The sequence below is a fragment of the Haloferax sp. ATB1 genome, assembly GCF_000730175.1.
Window position 1 is genome coordinate 1 of record NZ_JPES01000070.1, and the last position, 22341, is coordinate 22341.

Genomic DNA, 22341 nt, shown 5'->3' on the forward strand with positions numbered 1-22341 from the left:
TGCAGACAGCACGAATCGGGGCTGTGGCCAAGCCCGGCATGGCGACTGACTCCAGAGGCTTGGCGCCCGGGACGACACTCCAGCTGATATACTGAGCGGCCGACTGATCATCGGCCGTGTTGACGACCCTCTGGAGTTCCGAGGTGCCCACCGGAGATATCAGTCGATCGGGGGTTCAAATCCCTCCGGCCCCACTCTAAACTTAATTCTAACGCAGGGTTTTAACAAGGAGCAGCGGCGCTGTAATCGACCTGTGACGCGGGGGTGGCTCCCCGTGAGTGACTCTCCAAAACAGGAGAGTCACGGCGTCAGCGACGGGGACGGCGACCTCTGGTACGACGCCGAAGTCGACGAGTCGGAGCTTGCGAAGAAACGGGCTCACGAGTTCTCAGCGAAGCCGACTGAGCACGGCCGGAAGGTCGCGTTCAGCAGGCTCCCAGTCGAAGCGACTCGGTCCGGTGGTCGATACAAGAACTACTGGACGGACCCTGAACCTCCCTACGAAGCGAAGACTGACGTTCAAGATAGTCCCTCGCGCGACCCACCTTCACCAGAGAACGCGTGGCGACTCGTCGAGTACCGCTGTGGGCCCTGCCACAAGTGGTGCCTCGTCGATCACGGAGAGCGCGCCGCGAAACTGCGTCAATGCCGTGACTGCGCGCGGGTCCCTGCTGCGGAGGATGAAATCAAGGACCACCGAGTCACATCCTTGTTGTGGGCGCATTTGGCCGCCCGGGATTCCACCGCAAGGTCCGGAGAGGCGACGACCGTCTTGCCCGCGCCGAGCGCCCCGAGGCGCGGGAGGGAGGAGCCCGCCGGAAGCGAGGGCTCGCCCCTCGACCCGGAAGCCGGGCCGCACCGAGGGGTCCCCGACCCCGAGGGACGTGAAAAGCCCCAGCGGCGTCTGAGCGATTACGAAGTCGCGGACGACGGGGAGCGTGAGTAGCGATGGCGACCAGCCCACCGGAGGAGTTGAAGGGACTCAACCGGGGGCTGAGCCTTGGCCCTCCAAGGAGACTAACTCTGTAGAGGCTCAACGCGAGCGTTCACGGGACTCTAGCGAACCCGACGAACTCGTACACGAACGAGTTCTAGAGTTCGCGCAGAAGTACCCGGAACTGGCCGAGACGCCCCTGTGCGAAACACACGGGCGCAAGCTGAGACGCATCGTTACGGAAGCGGACTGCGAGACCAGTGGGTCGAACCAGAACAGCCTACGGAAAACGCGTTCCAAGTGACGGAGCTAGCGAAGCGTGAAGCCTCGACGTGGGCGGACGCGCTGAGTGCCTTCCTCACCGCGCACGCACGGTACGACGGACTCCGCGCCCGGTTCGCCAACGAACAGGGCGACGAGTTCGAGATACCGCTGGTAGATGCGTGGGGAGAAGAGTACTCGAAGAAACAGTACGCACGGGCGATGGCGCTCCAGCGGCAGATGGCCGGCGGCGACCGACCGAGTGGCGGTGAATCAATCGCGGCGTGGGACTCGCCCGCGACCGCGATGCTCACCCTCACCGCGTCGTCGGTTCCTGATGGGACTCGGGTACCGCCGGTAGAACATGCTGACGCCGTACACGACTCGTTCTCGTACGACGGCGTACGCGACACACTCCGCAACACGATGGAGTATCATCTCGGGCTCGACGCCGACCAGTGGGGCTACTGGCTACAGGCAGAGCCGCACGGAATGGGCGGCGACGGGAGCGGGATGAACGCGTGCTACACGCATCTCCACGTGGGCGTGTACTTCGATACGGAACCGCTGGGACTCGACGACGACCTGCACAGCGTCGGCTCCGAGTTCGAGCGGGTCATCGACAAACACGTCGAAGTGTGCGAGTACGCCGGTCGGTCGGCACACGACTACGATACGATAACCGACTACGTAGAGGAGTCGAACGGCTGTATCTCCCTGAACGCAAGCGTGGAGACATGGGTCGTACCTCGCGGCGTACATGGGAGGATACACCGAGGAACTCCTCGACAAGCCAATCGAGTACCTCGCGTGGGGCTCGATTTACTGGTCGGCGGCGCGCCGTCGAACCTCACGCTCGAAGGTGCTCACCGAAGCGATTGCCGCGGACGCCTGCGAACAACGGGCTGAGTCCGACGAGTCGAACCAGACCGATGCGCACGGCGACGCGGTCGTGTGGGACGACGGCCGTGGACCTGATGTCGTCTGCGAGTGCTGTGGTTCTGGATGGGCGATAGACCAGTCGCGGCTCGACGCGCCCGTCTCCGACGACGACCTGAGCGACGCCCTCGACGCCGAAGGAGAGTCGGACGAGACTGAGCGCGAGCTGACGCTGGCCGAACGCTGGCCGACCGCGACCGCGGCGGCGAGCGTCGGGGAGTCGACCACGAAGACTCGAATACGGAACCGCGTAGAAGAAGAACTGAAACACTGTGACGAGATGCCTTCCGTGGCGTCGATGCTCGGTCGGAACATGATCGACCCGAAGTACGCCGAGTTCGTCGAATCGGTGATGCGAGGGGAGGACAACTCCGAACCGGAATCGTTCCGCCGCGCCTCGCTCGATTCCGAGTGGCACCTGGAAGCCATCGTCGACCGCGATGGCGAGGAGCACGCGCCGAACGGCGGCGGCGTCGATATGGCTCCGTTGAAGCTCCCGGTACAGCGCATCCTCGACGAGACGAGACTACAGCACAGTCTCGGACGCGGAGAGATGTGGCGGTGCTCGAAGTGTAACTTCGGGACGTACAGCAAGCGTGCGATGGCTCGTGATCTTGTTAATCACGGGATAGACAATCCGAAGCATGCAGAGCATGCGCTCCGTGTAGAGGACTATTACGAGCATAATCGAGAATGTATGCAATACCCAGCAGATAGATTGAATTGTGAGTAATTCATGTTCATCGGCGACGCTCTGAGCTATTAATCAAATGACTGTATTCCCTGAACCAGTAATGACATATTGTTGTAGTATCATATCTATGCTGTCATGAGTGAATGTAAACTCTGTCTCAACGAGCGAGAGTTACAAGATAGTCATGTGATTCCACGTTTTGTCTTTAAATGGTTGAAAAAAACTGGCCCGAACACCGTTTCTGCGAAAGGCTGTAGATCCAAATACCAGAATTCAGGACTATCATGAAAAGATGCTCTGCCGAGAGTGTGAGCAAATTTTCTCAGAGTGGGAGACGAAGTTTGCGTCTCATATATTTTATCCACATGTTCGAAACCAGAGAGATGAGTTTGAGTACGAAGATTGGCTACACCGGTTTGTTCTCTCTGTTTCTTGGAGGCTGCTTGTCTCAGAAATGGCGGTATGGGACGAGTTTGAACGTTCAAAAGCCGATGTTGTTGAAGAAAGGGTCGAAACATGGAGGAAAATTTTAATTGGAGAAAAACCACTCGCTGAGGACCCATCGACTCATCACATATCATTCTTCGATAAGATTGATCTGATCAAATCCGATCCTAGTGGACCGGATAATTTAGAGATTTACCTAACAGAGGAATTTAGACGGAACAAGCATTACTGGTGATAATGAGGTCCACGTATATTTTAAATTCCCCAAAATATTGTTCTTTTCAACAATCGAACCCGTGAACCCAGATGGGTTTTCAGGAACGGAAATTAAGTCTCAAGGAGTTATTGAACAGCCCCAAAAGCTGGGTTCAAAGTGGGGTAGCTTCATATTTGGAAGAGCTGAGAAAGCCAGCCAGTCTTCTATGTCTGATCACGAGAGTCAGAAAGTTGAAGAACGGGTGAAAAAGAATCCGGAGAAGTTCTACGAATCCGAATTTTTTGATGCATGGGTTGCAGAAATGAGGCGAAAGTGGGCCGAACACGACCTCTTAGAGTACCTTGATGAAGACGTGTGCCCGGTCTGCTTTACTAACCATAGAATAATTGGGCTCTGTAGTTTCGGTACACGGCGGTTGATTTCACGGGTATCGAACGCTCCGGCGGAGGTTGTAGACGGTAGCTTTGAGCAGCATTTCACGGAACTCCAGCCACCAGCTTCGCGCACGCACGGCTGCGCCGAGCGTGCGCTTGATGCTTGAGAAGACGGTTTCTGACATCGAGCGACGGTTGTACCGTTCACGATCCATGCGGGCGTTGTGGGCGTGATCGAGTGGATTCATGATCCTGTGCTTGATCAGCGGTCTGATGCCGTTTTCGCGGAGTTCGTCGCGGAAGGCTTTTGCGTCGTATCCTCGGTCGGCAGCGAGGCTCCGCAGGTCGCCCGCGTTTCGGCGGGCGACCTGCGGGCCGATCTTCGCATCGTGTTTCTTGCTCGTGGTGGAGTGGATGTCGGTGATGTACAGCGTTTCGACATCCACGAGTGCAGTAACTTTCAGCGCCCGGACGCGGTAGTGTGTGCGGTTGGCGTAGTGGCGGCTGGGCTGGTCACGGTCGAAGCCAGTCGAATCGATGGCAGCGTGGCCAGTGCGTTTCTCGGCGGACGCGCCGAGAAACGCACGCCACGTCTTCGTTGGAATCCGCGCAAACCACGTACGAAGCACCGTGTAGTGTGGAAGTCTGGTGAGCCCGATCTCTTCAAGAACGCCGGGCATTTCTGAGAGCAAATCTACCGCAACGCGGTAGGATTTGCCCAGCTCGATGCGAAGTGCATGCAGGGTGAGCATCGCCCACTCGGCGAACCCGCCACCCCCTTCGGGGTCGGCGGGTTCGTCCGGATTAGCGACAACTGATTTAGCCTTCGCAGCCGTAACACGCGTGAGGAGACGGAATTCCGATATCAAACCATTCTGTCTCTTCGCTTTCTACGGCAATAACGCAGTCGCGGCGTCTCCGTCTAACGAAACTACAGAGCCAATAATTGAGAGTATTCCAAAAAGGCCACTTACCAAAAAAGATGTTGAGAAATTGGATGAAAAATTTCCATTTGCTGGTGCAACATTCCCCCGACAAGAAGATGTGGTTGATGAAATACCCACAAATATCACAGATGTTTTGATAGTTTCGACAGAAAATTCGACTGTCATCATGCAATATTATCAACAAGGATGGGTAGTTGGAGAAGAGTTACCACATGACGGTGATGTAGACCCCGTAGATGTTGGTAGAATTGCGTGGGAGAAGTACACTAAGGACTTCCATAGACAGATGAAGCTTCGATATGGGAGAGATAATGCTTGAAGCCTCCATGATATCGTATATGAATCCTTATTCTGAAAGGTGAGGCTAGTTGGAAAATTTTAGTGTCTGTAGTGACATGAACCACCATGGAAACTGTTGACTTGCCTGCTAATGGCGAAATCAAGCAACTGGCACACGATGTTGTTCGTGAGGATAATGAATACGCAGTTCCGCTATTGCTAGACTTCTATGAGTTCCTCAGCAAACTCGACGAAGACGACCACTCGAGCCTAAATGATCTCACCCCAGAAAACTCACGAAGTGAGGTCGCACCGACTGCGTGGCGAAATTTCCTTGAGACTCTAGAAGACCAAGATGTGGTCGAAAAGCACCTCGGCAGTACCCACACCTATACGCTAAAAAATAGAATACAGCACGCTACCCACCCATCCACCCGCCCCCTTTACGGGTCAGGGTGGTGGGTGCTCACTCGTCGGCGTCGAGTTCGCTTGCGTCGAGCTCGCCTGAAACGTAGGCCTTGCCCAGCTCAGAAATCTCGTAGTAGCCTTCTTCACCGACCTTTTCGACGAGTCCGTACTTCTGCAGTCGCTGGAGTCGTCTCTTGATAGTCGAACGATGTGGAGAAGCGATCTCCCTGCGTTCGAGGTTGAACAGAATCACCCGTGGTGGAACAGCGGCACCAGTATCGGCTAAGAACTGGAGGATAGGATCATCGTACTTGCTCCACCAAGTGGGTTGCACGTCCACAGGGACACAGGTTAGTTTCTTAATGCTCACGGAAATGATAGGTTAGCCCTGCAGGTTGCAGGATGCAACGAACAGGGTTAGGTTTATTGCGCAGTCCCTCTCAGAATGAGAGTAACGGAAGCTACACGCGGACCTGACCGTGGTCGGGTCCATCCAGAATCAAAGCGGACCCAGTGTTGCACCACTGGCCCGCGGTGGCTCCCGTAAACAGGCTACGGCAGCATGTTCAACAACAATCTGAGGGGCCTTGAACCCCTACGAATCCCGGCAGAATCGACCTCGACGGCACGCCCGAGTTTCACTTTCGCTAGAACCTTCACTTTCACTCCGGGGAGTGGATTTCGGGTTTATACGTCTACCCACCAACGTCTCTCTCGGTCGAAGGTCCGGCACGGGGAGAAACAGTCTACCACGACCCTCCCCGCGCGTTCCGGTCCTGATACCGAACCTGTAGAATCCAGGAATCAGGAACCCATGACATCCTACGAAAGCCCCCACCGTAAGCGTAGCGACCGGAGTGTAGCCGAACCGGAGGCTCGGCACGATGAGTAAGGAACTCACCGTGCTACAGCTGTCCGAGGAACAGCGGGAAGCCCTCGCCGATGGTCGAAGCGCGACCTTCGGTTTCGACGAGTCGATTATCTTCGTGACGCCGGAGGAGATCGACGCGGAGAGACTGGCCGACTTCCTCGACGCCGAGGTGAACACCCGGCGGGTGACGCGGGAGGTGCTGTGATGAGCGACGAACTTCGGGACCTCTCACCGCGTGAAGCGCGTGAGCGGTTCCTCGCTCGACGGGCGCAGACACAGGCGAAAGCGACGATTCGGTCGTACCGGAATCGGCTGAACGCGTTCGTTCACTGGTGCGAATCGGAGAACGTGGAGTCGATGGCGGAGCTGAACGGCTGGCTCGTCGACGAGTATCAGGCGTACCGTGAGAGACAGGGTATGTCGCCCTCCACGGTGAAGGGCGCGGTTGTCGCACTGCGGCAACTGGTGAAGTACTGCCACCGCATCGAGGCCGTCGACCCGGACCTGCTGGACAAAATCAAGGTGCCGAAGCTGTCGAAGGCTCAGCAGACCAGCGACGAGACGCTGGCCGCTGAGGACGCGCTGAACCTGCTGTCGATGTACCGTGAGTCTCGTCGGCTCTACGGAACGGCGTGGCACGCGTTTCTGGAGGTGACGTGGCACACGGGCGCTCGGATGGGCGGCATCCGCGCGCTCGACCTCGGCGATTTCGATAGGGAAGAACGGTCGCTGGAGTTCCGTCACCAGCCGGAGACTGAGACGCCGCTGAAGAACAAGGAGGACGGCGAGCGTGTCGTCGGTCTCCCTGAGCCGGTGGTCGATGCTCTCGACGAGTACATCGCTCGTGAGCGGTCGGACAAGCGCGACGAGTATGGGCGTCAACCGCTGTTCTCCTGCCGACAGGGGCGACCGTCGCGGACGACGATTCGGTCGTGGTCGTACCTCGGGACGCAACCGTGTCTGTACAGAGATTGCCCCCACGGTCGGGAGCGTCACGCGTGTTCGTACACGACTCGCGGTGCGGGAAGCAAGTGCCCGTCTTCTCGGTCGCCGCACGCGATTCGGACAGGGTCGATTACGTGGCAACTCGACCGCGGGGTTCCGATTGAGCTTGTGGCTGAGCGTGTGAACGCGACGCCTTCGACGATTCGGCGGTACTACGACAAGGCGGACGTGCACGAGCGGTTCCGTGAGCGGCGTCGTGAACTGAGCGCATCTCTCGACATCCAGAACCATGACTGAGGGATGCGAGAGTTCGGCAGTCTCACGAGGCACCGTGCCGCTGCTTGCTGATTTCACTCAACCCTCCGGCCCCACTCTAACCTTAATCCTTTCGTAGGGTTTTATTTAGTAGCAGAGGCGCTGTCCCGCCGGTTTAGCGGAACCCCGGAGGTGCGTTCTCTGTGAGCGATTCTCCGCCAGCGAAGAGCGACAGCGCCGCCAAGGGTGAGGGGCGAACAGTTCGGTAGTCCAGTCAATACAGTTCTTCCGCAAGGGCCACGAAGCCGCCCTCACAGTAGAAACGCGAGGGTGCCCAGCGCGAACCCCGCGGCCACCGCGGCCGTCAGCCGAAACGCCTGCTCGTCGGGCACGCGGAAGACGCCCGCCGCCATCACCGAGACGGACCCGCCGAAGAGGACGCCCCGAAACACCTCGGTAACCCCGGTGACCGAGTCCGGGGGGACCAACACCCGGAGCGCGACCAACCCCGCGAACCCGAGGAGGACTAGCGCACCGTCGCGACGGACGTCCCGCGGTTGCTTCTCCATACCCCGCAGTTGTTGTCGCTCGTTTGAAAACTATTGACGTTCGGCCCGGAGAAAATACCACAAAGATACCAATGAACTATAGGCGCTTGGAGCGACGGCGCGGTATGGTACGGGACACAGCGCGCCGACTCGCCGAGTACCTCAGCAGGCGAATCGGCGACGGACTCCGGACGGTAGTCATCGCCGACGACGACGGATACGAACTGGAGTATCTCCGCGACGACCTCTCGGAGCAATACACGAAAGGGACGTTGACTGAAGTCGTCTCCGACCTCCGCGTCGAGACGCCGTTTGCGACGCCCGGAATCGACACCCATCCCATCGGCGAACGCCGCGCCGTCGTCCACTACTACGAGAACGCGTTCGTCCTGCAGTTTCCGTTCTCCGAGGCGGAGCGAATCATTATCAGCATCGGAACCGACGCCGGGACGGACCTCCTCCAGTTCATCGAGGACTGTCGGCGAATCGTCGACCGGAGCGGCTGAGCGTCGGCCCGTTGGTCGTCGACGGTCCGACGACCCGGGACGACCCGGAACGACCACGGGACGACCACGAGACGACGCCGGCGCTGCACAACGATTTTCTCGCGCGCTCCCGACGTGAGAGTGATGGAACTCGTCTCTGTCGCCGCGCTCGCCGAGAACCGCGTCATCGGCCGCGACGGCGAACTCCCGTGGCCGAGCATCCCCGCCGACAAAGCACAGTACCGAAACCGCATCGCCGATGATCCGGTGGTGCTCGGCCGGACGACGTTCGAGTCGATGCTCGACGACCTGCCGGGGAGCGCCCAAATCGTCATGAGCCGAAGCGAGCGGTCGTTTTCGGTCGACACGGCTCACCGCGCGGCGAGCGTCGAGGAGGCGGTCGACATCGCGGAATCGCTGGGCGCGGAGACCGCCTACGTCATCGGCGGGGCCGCCATCTACGCGCTGTTCCAACCACACCTCGACCGGATGGTGCTGAGCCGCGTTCCCGGCGAGTACGAGGGCGACACGTTCTACCCCGAGTGGGACGACGACGAGTGGAAACTCGATTCGGAGACCGACTACGAGGGCTTCACGCTCCAAGAGTGGGTCCGCGTCGCCCACAACTAAGACCGCAGCGGCGACCGCGGCGGCTACTTCCGGGCCGGGGACGACCCCGTGTTGTCGGCATCGACGAGGTCCAACAGGAACGAGCGAACCGTCGCCGCCGTCTCGTCCCACGTCGGGTGCGCGAGAAAGCGGTCGCGGGCCGAAAGCGAGAGCGACAGCAGTCGTCGACGGTTCCGACACAGCGGAGCCACGGCGTCGGTGATTTCGGCCGAATCGGCCGGGTCCACGAGGAAACCGTCCTCGCGGTGAGTGACGAGTTCGCTCGCGCCGCCGGCCGACGAGACGAGCGCCGGCAGGCCGAACCCCATCGCCTCGACCGCCGCGATGCCGAACCCCTCGTAGTGCGAGGGGAGCGCGAACAGGTGCGACTCTCGGAGCGTCGCGGCGAGGTCGGCGTCCGAGAGCCGGCCCGTGAAGGTCACGCGGTCGTCGACGCCGCGGGCGACGGCGAGGTCCGAAAGGGAGTCGGCGTAGTCGGCGTCGACCGCCGCGCCGACGACCGTCAACTCCCAGTCGCCGCGGACACGGGAGAGACCGCGGAGCAGGCCGTCGACGTTCTTCCGCGGTTCGAGGTTACAGACCGTGACGACCCGGAGCGGCCCGTCGGCGGCGCGCACCCGTATCTCGTCGTCGCCGAGGGGCGCGCCGAACGACGAAAAACGGTCGCCGGCGGGGTACGCCACGACGCTCGGTTCGGGGTCGGTGACGGCCGCGACCGTCTCTTTCGTCGTCTCGCTGTTGAACACGAACGCGTCCGCGGAGCGGAGATACCGGGATTCGACGGCGCGTCTGGCGTGTCGTCTCCACGCCCGGAACTGCTCCAGCGAGTTGAGGTGGTGGACGACCGAGACGACTGGAACGTCGTCGTCGAGCGCGGCGTTCGCGCCGGCGAGCGAGGGGTGACACAGTTCGTCTTGCAAGAGCACGTCTACGTCGAGGCCGCGGAGGCGACGCGCGGCGGAGACGTTGTCTCGGAGTCGCTTTCGGTACGACCGCTCGGGGAGCGAGACGACGGTCACGTCGTCGCCGGCGGCGCGGAGCCCATCGACGAGTTCTGAGTCGTAGCGATAACCTCCCGAACGGCCGTCGAGCGGGCCGTAGACGACGATTCCAACCCGCACGTCAGAGCGGCGTCTCGTAGGTCGCGCTCGCGACGTCGTCCTCCCAGATGCGAACGGAGACGTGTTGGGGCGCGTCGAGTGACGCCGCCTCGACGAACTGTTCGCACACCTCGCGGGCGAACCGCTCGACGCTCGGGTTCTGCCCGGCGAACTCGACGAGTTCGTTCATGGTCTCGTCGCGGTAGCGAGACAGCGTCGCGTCCAGCGCGGCCTTCACGTCGTCGATATCGACGAGATAGCCGTACTCGTCGAGTTCCGGGCCCGAGAGTTCGACCTCGACGGTGAACGTGTGGGAGTGGAGCTCACCCTCCGGTCCGGGGTTCGGAACCGTCAGGTAGTGCTGGGCGATGAGGTCCCTGCGAACCGAGACGCGGTACATGAACTGTCAAGCGTTCCGGTAGGTAAAGAGGATTTGGACGGCCTCGTCGGGGGCGTCTTCGAGGAGTCGGTAGGCGCGCGCGGCGGACTCGACGCCGATCCGGTGGGTCACGAGCGGGTCCAGCGGGAGGTCTTCGAGGTGGTCCCACGCCAGGGAAAAGCGGCGGTCGGCGTCCCAACGTCCCCGGAGGTCGGGGTCGATGGTGCTGACCTGACTGCTCTCGACGCTGATGCGCGAGCGGTGGAATCGCCCGCCGAGGTCGAGCGTGGCGGGCTTGGTCCCGTACCACGACCCGACGACGACCCGGCCGTCGTACCGCGTCACCGACAGGGCGTCGTCGAGCGCGTCGGGGTCGCCCGAGAGTTCGAGCGTCAGGTCGGCCCCGTCGGCGGGGGCGTCCAGCGACTCGGGGTGGACCGCCTCGTCGGCACCGAGACCCTCGGCGATGGACCGGCGCTCGGCCACGCAGTCGACCGCGGTCAGACTCCCGAGCGGGAACTGCGCGAGGAGCGCGGTGGTCACGAGGCCGACGACGCCCTGTCCGAAGACGACGACGTGCTCGCCGATGAGCGGCCGACCGTCCATCACGAAGTTGAGCGCGGTCTCCATGGTCGGCAGGAGCGCGGCGCGCTCGTCGGTCACGTCGTCGGGGACGGAGATGAGTTCCGAGGGGGACGCGAGAAAGCGGCTCTCGTGGGGGTTGAACGCGAAGACGCGGCTCCCGAGCCGCGAGTCCGGTACGTCGTCGCCGACGGCCTCGATTTCGCCGACGGCGGCGTAGCCGTAGCGGAGCGGAAACGAGAGGTCGCCGTCGAGCGCCGCGATGGACTCGTCGGCGGCGAGGTCGGTCGGGGCCTCGCCGCGGTAGACGAGTCGCTCGGTCCCGGAGCTCACGGCGGAGGTCAGGGTGCGAACGCGAACCTCACCGGGGCCGGGAGCGGGCACGTCGCGGTCGCGGACCTCGACGCGTTCGGGGGCCACGAAGTAGACCGCGCGACCCTCCATCGTTCAGTCGTCTGCGGTCTCGACGGCCGCGTCGGCGAACTCGACGGTCGTGCCGCGGTGGCGGCAGTCTTCGAGCGCGTGCTTCGCCGCGAAGCCGGCCTCGTGGGCGTTCGACGCCGTGCCGACGCCGACTTTGAGTTCCACGTCCGCCTCGGCCTCGACGTGGTCGATGGCGGCGCGGTACTGGTCTTCTGCGAGGTCGGGCGTGACTGAGATGATGTTGTCGCCGCCGACGAAGAACGACAGCGCGCCGTGTTCCTCGCGCAGGTGGCGCATGAGCGACGCGTAGCCCTGTTCGATGTGGATGAACGTGTCGAACTCGTTGAGGCGGTCGGTGTACTTGCCCGTCGCGTCGTTCACGTCGAAGTGCGCGATTTGGAGGTCGGTGTCCGAGCGGTCGGCGTCCGCGAGGGTCTCACCGGAGAGCACCTCGCGGCGGTCGCCGTCCTGTGCGCTTCCGGCGCGCTGGATGCGGTCGGTGGCGCGTTCGAGCGCGACTGCGGGCGACCGGTCGGCGCCGATACCGAGACTGAGCGTTACGGGATAGCGGTTTCCGATAGACTCCTGCAGCAGTTCGTGGTCGTCGCGGTCGAGCCCGTTCGTGACCGCGACCATGTTGTCGAACCGGGTGAAAAACGCGTACCCGTCGCGAGAGCCGACGAACTGGGCCAAGTCGGCGAAGAGCCGCGACTGGAGCGTTTGAAGGTCCATCTCCCGCCGCGGGTCCGGGGTGACCGTCCACGGCCCGTAGTTGTCGATTTGGACGAGTGTCAGCTGCGTGTTCGTCACGGTAAACGAGTAGGGCGACGCGCATATTGGTCTTTGGTTCTGTGACGGTCCCGCCGCAACCTCGGAACCGACGCACCCGACGCTCGCAACGCTTGCGGCATGCTCACCGCCAGCGTGGACGCGCCACGCCGCGCTCGTTGATGGCGATGAGGCGCACGACGGCGAAGGTGAGAGCCCTCAGGCCGACGAATCGCGAATCGTCCGGCTGGCGACCACGTCGAGGACCGCCCACGTCAGCACCCACACGGCGAGCGCCGTGAGGACGATGGCCGTCGTCGACAACAGCGGGAGGACGACGGAGAACGTGGCCACGATGGAGTAGGTCAAAAACAGCGCGACCATCGCGGTCACGAGCCCGTAGACGCCCATGGCGCTGTTGCCGGTCGCCGGCCCGCGCAGCCATCCGACCAACCGCTTCGAAGAGACACCCATACGACAACATATGTTACCAATGAACATAATGGTTCTCTCGGGCGAACGTTCAACAGCCCCGGCTCCCTACCGAGGACGATGAACTACCGAGGTGTCGTTCTCGACGTCGACGGGACCGTGGTCCGCGGTGACGAAGCGATTCCGGGCGCGCTCGACGGGCTCGCCGCCGTCGACGCCGCCGGGCTCGACCGACTGTTCGTCTCGAACAACCCGACGAAGGCCCCCGTCGCCTACGAGGCGCGACTCCGCCGGGCCGGCATCGACGCGACCGCCGACGAGGTCGTCACCTCCGGCACGACCACCACGGCGTACCTCGCCGACCGACATCCCGGCGCGCGGACGTTCGCCATCGGCGAGTCGGGGTTCCGCGACCAACTCCGCGACGCCGGCCTCGAACTCGTCGGCCCCGGCGACGAGCCCGAAGTCGTCGTCGTCGCCATCGACCGCGAGTTCCACTACGACGACCTCCGCGACGCCAACCGCGCGCTCCGCTCCGAGGCCGCCTTCTACGGCACCGACCCCGACGTCATCATTCCGACCGCGGACGGAGACATCCCCGGGTCGGGCGCGATTATCAACGCCGTCGCGGGCGTCGCCGAGCGCGACCCCGACGCGATTCTCGGCAAGCCCTCGAAGGTCGCCCAAGAGTACGTCCTCGACAAGTTAGACCTGCCGCCCGAAGACGTCCTCATCGTCGGCGACCGCCTCGATACCGACATCGCGTTCGGCCTCGACGCCGGCATGGGGACCGCGCTCGTCCGAACCGGCGTGACCGACGACGCGGCCCTCGCGGCGAGCGAGTACGAACCCGACCACGTCCTCGACGGCCTCGGCGACATCGGTCGCATCCTCTCGAAATAGCTGTTCTCGGCCGCGAGAGTGGTTGGGAGTCGACTTCCGAGCCGACGATAACTCCACCTGCACAATCATTATCGTTCTGACGCGACAACTACCGGCCGGGTGAAGCCCATGTCCGGAAAGAAGATTCTGCTCCTCGCCGGCGACTTCGTCGAGGACTACGAGATTATGGTACCGTTCCAGGCGCTCCAGATGGTGGGTCACGAGGTCCACGCGGTGTGTCCCGAAAAGGAGGACGGCGACCGGTGTAAGACCGCCGTCCACGACTTCCGCGGCGACCAGACGTATCTGGAGACCCGTGGCCACGACTTCGCGCTGAACGCGACGTTCGCCGATATCGACCCCGCGGACTACGACGCGCTCGTCGTCCCCGGCGGCCGCGCACCGGAGTATCTCCGCGGCTACGACGAGGTACTGGACGCCGTCCGGCACTTCTTCGACGAGGGGAAGCCGGTCGCCGCAATCTGCCACGGGCCGCAGATTCTCGCCGCCGCGGGCGTCCTCGACGGCTACGAGATGACCGCCTACCCCGCCGTTCGCGCGGAAGTCGAGCGCGCGGGTTGCTCGTGGGTTGACGAGGTGACCGTCGACGGCAACCTCGTCACCGGGCAGGCGTGGCCGGACCACCCCGAGTGGTTGGCGGCGTTCCTCGACGTACTCGGCACCGAAATCAGCCACGAACCGGCCGCCGCGGCCGCGGACGACTGATTCGCCGAGCCGCTCACACGATATCGCGTGTGAGAATGTCTGACAAAGATTTTTATTAGGGGGGACGAAGGGAGTGGTATGGAAGAGCCGAACAGCCCGTACTTCCGCGAACAGGTCGACGACGTCGTCGAATCGGACCCCCAAGACCGCGAGGTTATCATCGTGGAAGGCAAGGCTATGAGTCTTCGAAGCTATAAGAAGCGCCGCTACTGACCCGGCGGGGCATCTCCGAGTCCGCCGCGACACTCGTCGCTGGCGGCTTCGATTTCTGCGAAAAGAATGCGAGTGCGTATCGGCGCGAGCGGCGAGCGACGCTTAGAACGCGTCGCCGACGACGGTCACGTCGGCCTGCAGCTCGTCGCGGAGCGCGTCGTGGACGTGGCAGATGTCCTCGGCGAGTTCCGTGATTTCGGCGAACTCGTCGTCCGAGAGGTCGGACTCCACGTAGACGTCGAAGCTGATGCTCGTGAGGTCGTCACCGTCGTCGAGGTCGGCGTCGGCGTCGATCTGGACCTTACCGAGGTCGTCGAAGCCCGTCTTCTGACCGCCGACGCGGAAGGCGGGGAGGAAACAGGAGGCGTACGTCGCGACGAGCGCGGCGTTCGGGTTCGGACCCGTCTCGTCGGTGGCGTCGATCTGGAGGTCGAAGTCGCCGACCTGACTCGTGCATGCGTACCCTTCCTCGCTGACAGTAGAGGTCTGGATGTCGGACATTCATTCCGAGGAACGGAGCGACCGACCCTAAAAGTTCCTCAATAGGACAACGGTGTGCACAAGCGACGACCCGAAACGGGGCGTCGCCGAGCGAGGCGAGGGGCTATTCGAGCGTGAACGACTCGTCGCCGTCGAGGGCGTGGACCTCGGCCTGACTGCCGGCGGCTTTTACCTCGCGCTCGAAGTCGCGCACGTCGATTTCGATGGCCGGGAACGTGTTGTAGTGCATCGGGAAGACGTGGTCGACGCCGAGCCAGTCGGCGGCGACAGCGCCCTGCCACGGCCCCATCGTGTAGTGGTCGCCGACCGGGAGCGCGGCCGCGTCGGGTTCGAAGTACGCGCCGAAAATCTCGCGCATGTCGGTCATGAGTCCCGTGTCGCCCGCGTGGTAGAACGTCGTGGAGTCGGCGTCGGTCTCCTGTGTCGGCAGCGTATCGCTAATCATGTAGCCGCCGGGCATGCCGGCCTCGTGCTCGTAGCCGGTGTTGATGCCGTTGGTGTGGTCGGCGCGGACCATCGTGACGAACGCGTCGCCGAGTTCGACCGTCCCGCCGATGTTCATGCCGATGGTCTCGTCGACGCCCATCTCGGCTTCGACGTAGCCGGTGAGTTCGGGCGTGCCGACGACCGTCGCGCCGTCGAACTCGCCTGCGTGGGCGATGTGGTCCGCGTGCCCGTGAGTGAGCAGGACGTAGTCGGGGGTCTCCACGTCGCTCGGGTCGAGAGACGTGGCGGGGTTGTCGAAGAAGGGGTCGATGAGAAGCGAGGTGTCTCCGACCGTGACGTACCACGTCGAGTGACCGTGCCAGGTGAGTTCCATAGCACTCGGTTGTTACAGGCGAAATACACAAAAAGCTATTCGCAGGGGGCGGTGTGACCGCTTTTCGGCGGTACCACTCATCGGTGAGTCGCGGCGACGGCTAGGGAGACGGCACAGTCGCTCTCGTCCCGAATTCGACAGCAGAATCGGCCGCCCGAGTCCACTCGAACGAACTGTCCGGGACGGCCGATACACGTCCGTCATCCCACGGCCACAAAAGCGATGAGAATCGTGCAAAAATGTCCCACGTCACCGGGCGACCCGCGCGATGTAAAAGCCTATCACGCCCCCCGCCGACGCGTGGGGCATGCATCACGTCCGATTCCGCGACCCAGCGGGCGCGGTTCGAACCGGCGAGTGGCACGGCGATTCAGTCTCCTTCGGCGGCGAGAACTACGACCTCAACGAGGTCGACGTGCTCCCGCCGTGCGAGCCGTCGAAAATCGTCTGTATCGGCCGCAACTACGCCAAGCACGCCGAGGAGCGCGACGAGGAGGTCCCCGACCGGCCGCTTTTGTTCCTCAAGCCGCCGAACGCGGTCGCCGGCCACGGCGACACCGTGACGCTCCCCGCGGGCAAGGAGAACGTCGAACACGAGGCCGAACTCGCGGTCGTCATCGGCGAGCAGTGCCGGAACGTCGCGGCCAAGGACGCCGAGGATGTCATCGCGGGCTACACCGTCATGAACGACGTGTCCAACCGCGACGACCAGGACATCGAGACGAACTGGGTCCGCGGGAAGGCGTTCGACGGCTCTGCCCCGCTCGGCCCGGTCCTCGCCGACCCCGACCACCTCCCCGACGACGCGAGCATCTCGCTGCGCGTGAACGGCGAGACGCGACAGGACTCCAGCATCGAACACCTCATCTTCTCGATTCCCGACCTCGTCGCCGAAATTACGTCCTACATGACGCTCGAAGCCGGCGACGTCATCTCGACCGGAACGCCCGAGGGCGTCGGCCCGCTGGAAGACGGCGACCGCGTCGCGGTCGAAGTCGAGGGCGTCGGCGTCCTCGAACACGACGTGCGACAGGACTGAGCGCGACCGACACCCCGTTTTTTCATCGCCAAGTCACAACCCGACCGTATGCGTGTCCCTCGATTGACACTCGTCGGCGTCGCGATACTCGCACTCAGCGCCGTCGCGGGCGTCGTCCTCCTTCCCGCACTTCCCTCCTCGGTCGCGATTCACTTCGGCATCGGCGACGACCCCGACTCCTTCGTCGCCGCCCCGCTCGGCGTGCTGCTCATCCCGGTCATCGGCGTCGGCGCGCTCCTCGTCACCCGGTTCGTCGGGGCTGCGGGAAGCGGAACCAGCGTTCCGTCCGTCTTTGACTCGATACTGGCGACGTTCCTCGCGTACGTGCAGGCGCTCGTCCTCGCGTACAACCTCGGGGCGCGATTCGACATGCTCGTCGCGGTCCTCCCGTCGGTCGTCACGTTCGGCGTCGTCGCCGTCGTCCTCGACCGCGCGGGCTGAGAGGACAAACCCTATAATTAGGCTGGCCTAATTCCCGCCGAATGCGACTGACGCGACGGGACGCGCTGGCCGTGCTCGCCGGTCTCGGCGTCACCGGCGGGGCCGTGTCGCTGACGCAGTTCGACCCGCCGACCGCCGATTCAGTTGGCGAGGCAGGCGAGTCGACTGGTTCGAGACAGCGGAGCGGACGCCGACAGCGACGACACCCCGCCGACCGCGGTGCGCGAGACGATGGTCGCCGCGGGCGAGGTGGTCTACCCGAGTGCGGCCGAAGGAGTCTCGGAGTTCGTCGAGACCTACGTCGTCGGGCGCACGCGCGACGACTCGCGTCGGGCCGCGATGGTCGATGCCGCGACCGAGTTGGACGACGTGGCCCGCGACTGGGAGGGCGCGGCCTTCGCCGACCTCCCGGCGGGCGACCGCGACCGCCTCCTCCGCGAACTCGGCGTCAACACCGCCGACCCGGTTCAGGACGGGACGCTCTCCGAGCGCCTCCGGTTTCACGTCGTGAACGAGCTGCTCTACGCCTTCTACGCCTCGCCGACCGGCGGCCGCCTCGTCGGCATCGAAAACCCCATCGGCCACCCCGGCGGGACCGAGAGCTACCGGCGGGCGACGATGGACGGGAGCGAGACGGCCGAGGATGACGGGACGGCCGATTCGGGGAGGGACGATGGATAGAACGCCCGTCGCCGACGCCGACGTGTGCATCGTCGGTGCGGGACCCGCCGGCGGTATCGTGGCCCACCGCCTCGCAGAGTCGGGGGCGTCGGTCGTCGTCCTCGAAGCCGGACCGCGGTTCGACGGCGACAGGCGGGAGCAGTTGGAACAGCACATCCGCCCCGGCCTCGGCGGCCCGTGGGAGATGGGCGGCCCGCGGGACGCGTTTTCCTCCTCCGGCGACTCGTTTTACCCGCTGAACGCCGCCCGGGTGAAGGGCGTCGGCGGGTCGACGCTCCACTGGCAGGGGATGGTGATGCGCCTCCACGAGCGCGACTTCGAACTCGACTCCAAACACGGCGTCGGGACCGACTGGCCAATCGGCTACGACGACCTCCGGCCGCACTACGCCGCCGCGGAGCGCGAGTTGGGCGTCGCCGGCGCGGCCGACAACCCCTACGCGCCGCCGCGGGACGAGCCCTATCCGCTTCCCGCCTTCCGGCCGTCGCACTCGGACTCCATCTTCGCCGAGGCCTGCGAACGCCTCGGCATCGACATGCACTCGGTCGGCAACGCCCGCAACTCCGAGCCCTACGACGACCGGTCGCCCTGCGTCGGCTACGGGACGTGCAAGCCGGTGTGTCCCTCGGGTGCGAAGTACACCGCCGAATCCCACGTCGAGAAGGCCGAAGCCGCCGGCGCGCGGGTCATCGACCGGGCGCGGGTCCGGCGACTCGAACACGACGCGGCCGGCGAGCGCGTCGTCGCCGCGGCCTACACGACGCCCGACGGCGAGACCCACAGGCAGGCGGCGACCCGGTTCGTCCTCGCCTGCGGCGGCGTCGAGAACGTCAGACTGCTCCTGCTTTCGGCGTCCGACCGCCACCCCGACGGCCTCGCCAACTCCTCGGGGGCGGTCGGCCGGTACTTCATGGACCACCTGTTCGCCGGGATGGGCGGCCGCCTCGACCGGCCCACGCGGCAGAACCACGTCGGCTTCAACACCAGCGAGTGCCACCAGTTCTACGACGACGCCGAGCCGGTCAACGGCCTCAAACTGGAGTTTCTCAACTACGCCGGCCCGTCGCCGGTCATCGACGCCCTCGCCGCCGACACGTGGGGCGACGACCTGCTCGACCAACTGGACGAGCGCTACGGCACGCACGTCTCGATGGGCGCGCTGGTCGAACAGCTTCCCCGCGAGGACAACTACGTCGGCCTCGACCGGGAGACGACCGACGACCTCGGCGACCCCGTCCCCGAGATACACTGGTCGGTCGACGAGCGGACGAGGGCCGCGCTCTCGCGGGCCAACGAGATTCAGACGCGGGTGCTGGACGAACTCGGCGTCGAGGACCGCTGGACCGTCGGCCCCGACGAGACCGGCCCTGCCTACCACCACATGGGCACGACGCGGATGGGCGACGACCCCGAATCGAGCGTCGTCGACGCCGACTGCCGCGCCCACGACCTCGACAACCTCTGGATTTCGGGGTCGAGCGTCTTCCCGACCGGCGGCGCGATGAACCCGACGCTCACCATCGCGGCGCTCTCCGTTCGGCTCGCCGAGTCGCTTCGGACCGAACTCGGGTGACGGCCGTCGGCGTGTCCGTTCCGTCTGCGCCGACCCGGAGTACGCACGCTTAAGAACCGCGACCCGCATTTTCCGACCATGCAACCACGGGACCTCTCCGCGCACGCTCCCTACGTACCCGGCCGCGGGACAGAGGAGGTCGCCCGCGAACTCGGGATGGACCCCGAGGACCTGACGAAACTCTCCTCGAACGAGAACCCCCACGGCCCGAGTCCGAAGGCGGTCGCCGCCATCGAGGACGCCGCGCCGACCGTGAGCGTCTACCCGAAGACGGCCCACACGGACCTGACCGAACGCCTCGCCGACAAGTGGGGCCTCGAAGCCGAACAGGTGTGGGTGTCGCCCGGCGCCGACGGCTCTATCGACTACCTGACCCGCGCGATGCTCGAACCGGACGACCGGATTCTCGAACCGTCGCCCGGCTTTTCGTACTACTCGATGAGCGCCCGCTACCACCACGGCGACGCCGTCCAGTACGAGGTGTCGAAGGGCGACGACTTCGAGCAGACCGCCGACCTCGTCCTCGACGCCTACGACGGCGAGCGCATGGTCTACCTCACGACGCCGCACAACCCCACCGGCTCCGTGCTCCCGCGGGACGAACTCGTCGAACTCGCCGAGTCGGTCGAGGACCACACGCTCCTCGTCGTCGACGAGGCCTACGGCGAGTTCGCCGAGGAACCGTCGGCCATCGACCTGCTCTCGGAGTACGACAACATCGCGGTCCTGCGGACGTTCTCGAAGGCGTACGGGCTGGCCGGCCTCCGCATCGGCTACGCCTGCGTCCCCGAAGCGTGGGCCGACGCCTACGCCCGCGTGAACACGCCGTTCGCCGCCAGCGAGCTCGCCTGCCGCGCCGCGCTCGCCGCGCTCGACGACGAGGAACACGTCGAGAAATCCGTCGAGTCGGCCCGGTGGTCCCGCGGGTACCTCCGCGAACGGCTCGACGCGCCGACGTGGGAAAGCGAGGGCAACTTCGTCCTCGTCGAGGTCGGCGACGCCACCGCCGTCACCGAGGCCGCCCAGCGCGAGGGCGTCATCGTCCGCGACTGCGGGAGCTTCGGCCTGCCGGAGTGCATCCGCGTCTCCTGCGGCACCGAAGCCCAGACCAAGCGCGCCGTGGACGTGCTCAACCGCATCGTCTCGGAGGTGCCGCCGGCGTGAGAGTCGTCGTCACCGGCACGCCCGGCACCGGCAAGACCACGGCGACAGAGCGCGTCGCCGATGACCTCGACCTCGACGTGGTCCACCTCAACCGACTCGTCAAGGACGAGGGGCTGTGGACCGAGCGCGACGAGGACCGCGACACGCTCGTCGTCGACCTCGACGCCGCCCGCGACGAACTCGGCGACTGGGACGGCATCGTCGAGAGCCACCTCGCACACCACTTCGAGGCCGACCGCGTGGTCGTGCTTCGCTGTCGCCCCGACATCCTCGAACAGCGCCTTCTCGACCGCGGTGAATCCGAGGCGAAGGCGCGAGAGAACCGCGAGTCCGAAGCGCTGGACGTGATTCTCGGCGAGGCCGTCGAGTTCCACGGCGAGGAGTCGGTGTACGAAATCGATACGACCGACCGCGACCCCGAAGCCGTCGCCGACGACATCGCGGCGGTCGTCGCGGGCGAGCGCGACCCCTCGGCGGGGACCGTGGACTTCATCGAATATCTATGACGCTCGACCAGTACCGCGACACCGCCGACAAACTGCTCGCCCCGTTCGTGTCTGTCGCCGACGCCGTCGGCCTCTCGCCGAACGGCGTGAGCGTCGTCGCCTTCGGGTTCGCCGTCGCCGCCGGCGTCGCCTTCGGCCTCGCCGACCCGCTTTGGTACGGCCTCGGCGCGGTGTTCGTCTTCTGCAACGGCTGGCTCGACCTCGTCGACGGCGCGCTCGCCCGCGAGCAGGGCGTCTCCTCGAAGGCCGGCGACCTGCTCGACCACGTGCTCGACCGCTACGCCGACATCGTCGTCCTCGTCGGTCTCGCCGCCGGTATCGACTCGTTCGCGCTGGGCCTCGCCGCCGTCACGGGCGTCCTCATGACCTCCTACCTCGGCACGCAGATTCAGGCGGTCGGCCTCGGGCGCGCCTACGGCGGCCTCGTCGGACGCGCCGACCGACTGGCGCTGATGGGTCTCGTCGGCCTCGCGGCCGCCGTCTACCCCGACGCCGTCGGCGGGCTGACGCTCGTCGGCTGGCTCCTCGTGTTCTTCGCCGTCGTCGGTCACCTCACCGCAGTCCAGCGCTTCTGGGGCGCGTGGGGCGACTTGACGTAACCCCGTTCGACTGCCCGAGGATGTTGCCCGGGAACGCGGATTTATGTATTTCAGATCACCATCTGAGAACGAATTGAATGATGCACAACTGCGCAGTATACTCTCATATACTCGCGCAATCTCGCCGCGCGTCCCCACGATGTCTGCTTTCTCTAACCAACGGTGAGCGCCCGCGGCGCTCGGCTCTCCTCAGGTGATGTTCGTCCTCGACGCGGCGGGAACCGTGGTCCACGCGAGCGACGAGTTCGCGGCGCATCTCGGCGCGGACGCCGCGGCGC

Annotated in this window: 28 protein-coding genes, 1 tRNA gene and 1 pseudogene; 20 read left to right on the forward strand and 10 right to left on the reverse strand. The window is 64.4% G+C overall.

What is annotated here, in order from left to right; translation table 11 throughout:
• Nucleotides 1-17: 17 nt before the first annotated feature.
• From ATB1_RS11155 to ATB1_RS21585, 5 genes are all read left to right on the forward strand, one after another.
• Nucleotides 18-194: transfer RNA gene (locus tag ATB1_RS11155), tRNA-Trp, on the forward strand.
• Between the two features lie 80 nt (nt 195-274).
• The gene (locus tag ATB1_RS19895; RefSeq protein ID WP_052367943.1) at nt 275-946 is read left to right on the forward strand and encodes a hypothetical protein; all 672 of its coding nucleotides are present in this window, start codon (nt 275-277) and stop codon (nt 944-946) included.
• A 189-nt stretch (nt 947-1135) separates the two neighbouring features.
• Nucleotides 1136-2104 carry a hypothetical protein gene (locus tag ATB1_RS23270; RefSeq protein WP_241768192.1) on the forward strand — a complete coding sequence of 323 codons (969 nt, stop codon included), beginning with the start codon at nt 1136-1138 and terminating at the stop codon, nt 2102-2104.
• On the forward strand, nt 2058-2867 hold the full coding sequence (locus ATB1_RS23275) for a hypothetical protein (protein WP_241768193.1): 810 nt from the start codon (nt 2058-2060) through the stop codon (nt 2865-2867). The genes ATB1_RS23270 and ATB1_RS23275 overlap by 47 nt, the downstream gene beginning before the upstream one ends.
• A 253-nt stretch (nt 2868-3120) precedes the next feature.
• Nucleotides 3121-3510 carry a hypothetical protein gene (locus tag ATB1_RS21585; protein ID WP_128081456.1) on the forward strand — a complete coding sequence of 130 codons (390 nt, stop codon included), beginning with the start codon at nt 3121-3123 and terminating at the stop codon, nt 3508-3510.
• A gap of 403 nt (nt 3511-3913) precedes the next feature.
• On the opposite strand, the gene ATB1_RS11175 is transcribed toward ATB1_RS21585, so the two are convergent.
• A complete protein-coding gene (locus ATB1_RS11175) occupies nt 3914-4735 on the reverse strand; it encodes an IS5 family transposase (protein WP_082256379.1) in 822 nt (273 codons plus the stop codon).
• Here ATB1_RS11175 and ATB1_RS21590 point away from each other — a divergent pair.
• Entirely contained in the window at nt 4710-5132 is a 423-nt protein-coding gene (locus tag ATB1_RS21590; RefSeq protein ID WP_128081457.1) for a hypothetical protein, read from the forward strand. The two genes, ATB1_RS11175 and ATB1_RS21590, sit on opposite strands and share 26 nt — an antisense overlap.
• Nucleotides 5133-5558: 426 nt before the next feature.
• On the opposite strand, the gene ATB1_RS11180 is transcribed toward ATB1_RS21590, so the two are convergent.
• Nucleotides 5559-5834 (reverse strand): hypothetical protein, encoded by a 276-nt coding sequence (locus ATB1_RS11180; protein WP_241768194.1) that lies wholly within the window; start codon nt 5832-5834, stop codon nt 5559-5561.
• Between the two features lie 550 nt (nt 5835-6384).
• On the opposite strand from ATB1_RS11180, the gene ATB1_RS11185 reads away from it, so the two are divergent.
• Together ATB1_RS11185 and ATB1_RS11190 are read left to right on the forward strand one after the other, a co-directional pair.
• Nucleotides 6385-6576 (forward strand): hypothetical protein, encoded by a 192-nt coding sequence (locus ATB1_RS11185; protein WP_004968043.1) that lies wholly within the window; start codon nt 6385-6387, stop codon nt 6574-6576.
• Nucleotides 6576-7613: a site-specific integrase gene (locus ATB1_RS11190; protein ID WP_042663779.1), complete on the forward strand. Its 1038-nt coding sequence runs from the start codon at nt 6576-6578 to the stop codon at nt 7611-7613. The genes ATB1_RS11185 and ATB1_RS11190 overlap by 1 nt, the downstream gene beginning before the upstream one ends.
• Nucleotides 7614-7882: 269 nt before the next feature.
• Here the strand turns inward: ATB1_RS11190 and ATB1_RS11195 are convergent, their stop codons facing one another.
• Nucleotides 7883-8140: a hypothetical protein gene (locus tag ATB1_RS11195; protein WP_042663780.1), complete on the reverse strand. Its 258-nt coding sequence runs from the start codon at nt 8138-8140 to the stop codon at nt 7883-7885.
• A gap of 104 nt (nt 8141-8244) precedes the next feature.
• Here ATB1_RS11195 and ATB1_RS11200 point away from each other — a divergent pair, with 104 nt between their 5' ends.
• Together ATB1_RS11200 and hdrA are read left to right on the forward strand one after the other, a co-directional pair.
• On the forward strand, nt 8245-8625 hold the full coding sequence (locus ATB1_RS11200) for a hypothetical protein (RefSeq protein ID WP_042663782.1): 381 nt from the start codon (nt 8245-8247) through the stop codon (nt 8623-8625).
• Nucleotides 8626-8748: 123 nt separating this feature from the next.
• A complete protein-coding gene (hdrA, locus tag ATB1_RS11205) occupies nt 8749-9234 on the forward strand; it encodes a dihydrofolate reductase HdrA (protein ID WP_042663783.1) in 486 nt (161 codons plus the stop codon).
• A 23-nt stretch (nt 9235-9257) separates the two neighbouring features.
• Here the strand turns inward: hdrA and ATB1_RS11210 are convergent, their stop codons facing one another.
• The 5 genes from ATB1_RS11210 to ATB1_RS11230 all read right to left on the reverse strand — a co-directional run bounded on the left by ATB1_RS11210 (nt 9258) and on the right by ATB1_RS11230 (nt 12960).
• Nucleotides 9258-10355, reverse strand: a complete 1098-nt coding sequence (locus tag ATB1_RS11210) for a glycosyltransferase family 4 protein (protein ID WP_042663784.1) — start codon at nt 10353-10355, stop codon at nt 9258-9260.
• Between the two features lies 1 nt (nt 10356).
• On the reverse strand, nt 10357-10734 hold the full coding sequence (locus ATB1_RS11215; protein ID WP_042663785.1) for a 6-carboxytetrahydropterin synthase: 378 nt from the start codon (nt 10732-10734) through the stop codon (nt 10357-10359).
• 6 nt (nt 10735-10740) lie between these two features.
• Complete coding sequence (locus ATB1_RS11220; RefSeq protein WP_042663786.1) at nt 10741-11739, reverse strand: zinc-binding dehydrogenase; 999 nt, start codon at nt 11737-11739, stop codon at nt 10741-10743.
• Nucleotides 11740-11742: 3 nt separating this feature from the next.
• Complete coding sequence (locus ATB1_RS11225) at nt 11743-12528, reverse strand: GTP cyclohydrolase III (RefSeq protein ID WP_042663788.1); 786 nt, start codon at nt 12526-12528, stop codon at nt 11743-11745.
• Between the two features lie 177 nt (nt 12529-12705).
• A complete protein-coding gene (locus tag ATB1_RS11230) occupies nt 12706-12960 on the reverse strand; it encodes a hypothetical protein (protein WP_042663789.1) in 255 nt (84 codons plus the stop codon).
• A 78-nt stretch (nt 12961-13038) separates the two neighbouring features.
• On the opposite strand from ATB1_RS11230, the gene ATB1_RS11235 reads away from it, so the two are divergent.
• The 3 genes from ATB1_RS11235 to ATB1_RS23880 all read left to right on the forward strand — a co-directional run bounded on the left by ATB1_RS11235 (nt 13039) and on the right by ATB1_RS23880 (nt 14739).
• Entirely contained in the window at nt 13039-13821 is a 783-nt protein-coding gene (locus tag ATB1_RS11235; protein WP_042663790.1) for an HAD-IIA family hydrolase, read from the forward strand.
• Nucleotides 13822-13929: 108 nt separating this feature from the next.
• A complete protein-coding gene (locus ATB1_RS11240; protein WP_004063616.1) occupies nt 13930-14526 on the forward strand; it encodes a DJ-1/PfpI family protein in 597 nt (198 codons plus the stop codon).
• Nucleotides 14527-14604: 78 nt separating this feature from the next.
• Nucleotides 14605-14739, forward strand: a complete 135-nt coding sequence (locus ATB1_RS23880; RefSeq protein ID WP_277813226.1) for a hypothetical protein — start codon at nt 14605-14607, stop codon at nt 14737-14739.
• 102 nt (nt 14740-14841) lie between these two features.
• Here ATB1_RS23880 and ATB1_RS11245 read toward each other — a convergent pair whose 3' ends face one another.
• A complete protein-coding gene (locus ATB1_RS11245; protein ID WP_042663791.1) occupies nt 14842-15240 on the reverse strand; it encodes an OsmC family protein in 399 nt (132 codons plus the stop codon).
• 103 nt (nt 15241-15343) lie between these two features.
• Nucleotides 15344-16060 carry a metal-dependent hydrolase gene (locus ATB1_RS11250; RefSeq protein WP_042663792.1) on the reverse strand — a complete coding sequence of 239 codons (717 nt, stop codon included), beginning with the start codon at nt 16058-16060 and terminating at the stop codon, nt 15344-15346.
• A 307-nt stretch (nt 16061-16367) separates the two neighbouring features.
• On the opposite strand from ATB1_RS11250, the gene ATB1_RS11255 reads away from it, so the two are divergent.
• The 7 genes and pseudogenes from ATB1_RS11255 to ATB1_RS11285 all read left to right on the forward strand — a co-directional run bounded on the left by ATB1_RS11255 (nt 16368) and on the right by ATB1_RS11285 (nt 22063).
• Entirely contained in the window at nt 16368-17099 is a 732-nt protein-coding gene (locus ATB1_RS11255; protein ID WP_042663794.1) for a fumarylacetoacetate hydrolase family protein, read from the forward strand.
• 48 nt (nt 17100-17147) lie between these two features.
• Complete coding sequence (locus tag ATB1_RS11260) at nt 17148-17540, forward strand: DUF1648 domain-containing protein (RefSeq protein ID WP_042663795.1); 393 nt, start codon at nt 17148-17150, stop codon at nt 17538-17540.
• A gap of 41 nt (nt 17541-17581) precedes the next feature.
• Nucleotides 17582-18221, forward strand: a pseudogene (locus ATB1_RS11265) (gluconate 2-dehydrogenase subunit 3 family protein).
• A complete protein-coding gene (locus ATB1_RS11270; RefSeq protein WP_042663797.1) occupies nt 18214-19794 on the forward strand; it encodes a GMC family oxidoreductase in 1581 nt (526 codons plus the stop codon). The pseudogene ATB1_RS11265 and the gene ATB1_RS11270 overlap by 8 nt, the downstream one beginning before the upstream one ends.
• Nucleotides 19795-19872: 78 nt before the next feature.
• Nucleotides 19873-20958 (forward strand): histidinol-phosphate transaminase, encoded by a 1086-nt coding sequence (gene hisC / locus ATB1_RS11275; RefSeq protein ID WP_042663798.1) that lies wholly within the window; start codon nt 19873-19875, stop codon nt 20956-20958.
• Entirely contained in the window at nt 20955-21464 is a 510-nt protein-coding gene (locus ATB1_RS11280) for an adenylate kinase family protein (RefSeq protein WP_042663799.1), read from the forward strand. The genes hisC and ATB1_RS11280 overlap by 4 nt, the downstream gene beginning before the upstream one ends.
• Nucleotides 21461-22063 carry a CDP-alcohol phosphatidyltransferase family protein gene (locus tag ATB1_RS11285; protein WP_007273592.1) on the forward strand — a complete coding sequence of 201 codons (603 nt, stop codon included), beginning with the start codon at nt 21461-21463 and terminating at the stop codon, nt 22061-22063. Before ATB1_RS11280 ends, ATB1_RS11285 begins: the two co-directional genes overlap by 4 nt.
• Nucleotides 22064-22341: the final 278 nt, after the last annotated feature.